The organism is Paracraurococcus ruber (assembly GCF_004353985.1).
Taxonomy (GTDB): Bacteria; Pseudomonadota; Alphaproteobacteria; order Acetobacterales; family Acetobacteraceae; genus Paracraurococcus; species Paracraurococcus ruber.
The window spans coordinates 1-3,674 of the sequence record NZ_SMOA01000398.1; the positions used below are offsets into that span (position 1 = coordinate 1).

2 protein-coding genes are annotated in these 3,674 nt (G+C 72.0%); both read left to right on the forward strand.

The window, feature by feature from the left end; all coding sequences use genetic code 11:
- Nucleotides 1-503 precede the first annotated feature (503 nt).
- On the forward strand, nt 504-2,030 hold the full coding sequence (locus E2C05_RS29715) for a DUF4384 domain-containing protein (protein WP_133223229.1): 1,527 nt from the start codon (nt 504-506) through the stop codon (nt 2,028-2,030).
- Nucleotides 2,027-3,674, forward strand: a 1,648-nt coding sequence (locus tag E2C05_RS29720; protein ID WP_133223230.1) for a caspase family protein, incomplete at its 3' end; no start/stop codon positions are given. The genes E2C05_RS29715 and E2C05_RS29720, both read left to right, overlap by 4 nt.

Sequence of the window (3,674 nt, forward strand, 5' to 3'; positions counted from 1 at the left end):
CGATGGTGGTGTTGGCCTGGCCGGCGAAGCTCTGCCGGCCGGTCGCCGCATTCACGTTGCCGCCGCCGCGGGTGATGCTGATGCCGCCGGTCTCCAGGCCCTGGGCCTGCACCGTGGGGGCGAAGGCGGCCGCACCGGCCAGCAGGGCGAGGGCGGCGGGGAGGATCATCTTGCGCATGGCCGGGGTCCTTTCTGTCTCTCTCGGATGACACCGGGCTTCGGCTTCCGCCTCGCCCCCGGTGGTCGGCTTCGACACAGGCACCCTATCCAGCCGCCGCATCCCGGCCTGTGAACCACGCCACATCCATGATGAAACCGATGATCTTGCGCAGGGCGCGCATTGTTACGAGGGATCACAACTATATTGGCGAAAGCGCTTCACCGAGATTTGCACCGAACCTGCGACACCGGACACAGCGCGCCGCCCGGCAAGCTGGCCTTGTCTGCTATCGGTTCCGGAAGCGACGCGGCAGGAAGCCGTTCCGGATGTCAGGGAGCGGGCGATGGCGCGGTGGAAAGGTCGGATCACCCTGGGCACGAAGCGGGGCGTCGCAGCGGCGCTGCTGCTGCTCGGCGCCTGCCATCCGCGCCCGGAGACCAGCTTCGACGCGCAGCAGCCGCGCACGGCCGCGGTGCGAAACATCGGCAACTTCTCCGAATCGCTCCGATGCATGGACGACCTGCTGGCGGCGCACGGCAAGCGCGACATCTACATCACCACCGCCGGCATCCCGGACGCCACCGGGCTTATCGCCGCCGGCACGAAGGAGATGTTTATCAGCGCCGTCTCCCGCATGGCGGCGAAGAGCGGCGGCTTCCGCTTCGTCGACTACGACATCACCCAGCTGGACGTGCAGATCCTGTCGGAGCTGGTCGGGCTGCGGCAGGACTTCGTCGCACCCAGCTACTACATCCGCGGCGCCATCACCCAGCTCGACAGCAACGTGCTGTCCTCCTCACAGAGCGCCGGGATCTCGCTGGCGCGGCTCGACCTCGGCGTCTCCTCGGACCAGGTTGTCTCGGTCATCTCCATGGACCTGAACGCGGCACGCCTGGTGACGCGGCAGATCCTTCCCGGCATCTCCGCCAGCAACTCCATCGCCGTGGTGCGGTCCGGCCGCGGCGCCGATGTCGGCGGGCTGATCGGCAAGGCCGGCGTCTCCTTCAGCGTCTCGCTCGACAAGTCGGAAGGCTTCGCCCAGGCGGTGCGCAACCTGGTCGAGCTTTCGACCATCGAGGTGCTGGGGAAGCTGGCGCGCGTGCCCTATTGGGAATGCCTGTCGATCGAGCCGACCAATCCGGCCTTCCGCACCGAGGCGCGGCAGTGGTTCGACCTGATGGGTCCGGAGGAGCGCCGTCGCTTCACCGAGGCGGCGCTGCTGCGCACCGGCTATGCCACGAATGGCGGCGACATCACTCCGGCGGTGGCGCGCTATCAGGCCGACCACGACCTGGTGCCGAGCGGCCGGGTGGATTTCGAGCTCTACTACCGGCTGCTGGCGAGCGACCCGGACCGCGCCCGCGGCACCCGTCCGGCGGCGGTGCCCGCTGCCGCGGTCGCCGAACCGATCGTCCCGTTGCCGCCCGCTGCCGTGCCGGCGGCGCCGCGCCTGACGCTGACCACGGCCCGAGGCGCGCGGCCGAGCTTCCGGGTCGGCGACGCCATGGTCGTGCAGGCGCGGCCGACCGCGGATGCCTATCTCTACTGCTACTACCAGGACGGCACGGGCGAGATCTCCCGCATCCATCCCAACCGCTTCCAGCCGGATGCCCTGGTGCCGGCGGGCCGGGACGTGGCGGTGCCACCGGCTTCCGGCGCCTTCGCAATCCGCTTCGACCGGCCGGGACAGGAGCAGGTGGCCTGCCTGGCCGCCGACCGGGAGGTCGGGCTGCTGCTGCCGGAGGCGCTGAAGCGGCAGGACCTGGAGCCGCTGCCGGTGCGCAGCCTGGACGAGATCGCGGCGCGCTTCCGCGGCATGGCGGGGGTGCGCGTGGAGGATGCGCGACTGCCGATCGAGGTGACGCGATGAGCGGTACGAGGCGCGTGCGGCCGCCGCTACCCGGCTGGCCCTGGCTGCTGCCGATCCTGCTGCTGGCCCTGCTGCTGGCGCCGCGCGGCGGCCCGGCGCAGCCGGCGCCGCCGCCGGAGAAGCGCGTGGCGCTGGTGATCGGCATCGGCGCCTACCAGAGCGCGCCGCAGCTCACCAACCCGGTGAACGATGCGCGCGCGATCGGCGAGTCGCTCCGCCGCCTCGGCTTCGAGGTGGACGAGGTCTACGACGCCGACACCCGCCGGCTGACGCGCGCGGTGCGGGAATTCGGCATCAAGGCTCAGCGCGCCGATGCGGCCGTGGTGTACTATGCCGGGCATGGCGTGCAGGTGGGGCGGGAGAACTACCTGCTGCCCGCCGATGCGCGGCTGGAGCGCGAGCGCGACCTGCTCTACGAGGCCATGCCGCTGGAATTGCTGCTGGGCGAGGCATCGCAGGCGCGCAAGATCGGCATCGTCCTGCTGGATGCCTGCCGCAACAACCCCTTCGTCGACAAGATGTCGCGCGCCATGACCGTCGCTGGCCGCGGGTCCAGCGCGCCGGGCCTGGCGCGGGTGGACAACGTGCCGCGCAACACCATGGTCGTGCTGGCAACCAAGGCCGACCAGATCGCCGAGGATGGCTCTGGCGACAACAGCCCCTTCGCCGCGGCGCTGCTGGCGCATTTCCAGGTGCCCGGCCTCGAGCTCAGCCTGTTCTTCCGCAGCGTGCGCGACACCGTGCTGCGCTCCACCGGCAACCGGCAGGAACCCTTCATCTTCAGCTCGCTCGGCGCCGAGCCCTTCTACTTCTACCCCCGACCACCCAACCGGCCGCCGGTGCTCGCCAGCATCCCGGGGCTGGAGGTGCGGGACACCGCGGGGCCGACGCCCCTGCCCATCGCCCGCCCGACCGATCCGGACCAGGACCCGCTGTCCATCCGCATCACCGGCCTGCCGCGCGCGGGCGAGGTGCGGGTGGAGGGGCGGCTGGTGACGCCCGGCGCCGTCTATGCCGCCGACCGCTTCGCCACGGCCACCTACAAGCCGGACGGCGCCGGCACCGGGCCCGTGGGCACGCTGGACATCCTGGTGGAGGATGGGCGGGGCGGCAGCGTCATGGGCAGCCTGGCCATCGCCGTGCTGCCGAGCAACCGGCCGCCGCTGGTGGAGGCGGCGCGGACGCTGCGGATCTACACCGGCGCACTCGACATCGCCCGGCCGGAGGACCCGGATGGCGACCCGCTGGTCGTCACCATCCGCACCCTGCCGCGCGGCGTCGTGCGCAACGGCGCCGCGACACTGCGGGGCGGCGAAAGGCTGCGGCCGGAGGAACTGGCGGCGCTCGCCTATGTGCCGGAACCCGGCTTCACCGGCGCCGCCGGCACAATCGCCTACAGCGTGGAGGACAGCCGCGGCGGCCGGGCCGAGGGCAGCCTCGAGATCGAGGTGATGGATCCCGCCGAGGCCGCGGCACAGCTGGCCGAGACGGCGCTGTGGGACAGGCTGCGCGCCACCGGCCGGGCCGAGGATATCGACGCGTTCCTGCGCTTCTATCCGGACAGCCGGCACGCCGCCGCGGCGCAGCGCCGGCTGGCGGAGCTGCGCGGGCCGGCGGCCGGCGCGACGCAGGCCGCCGCGCCCG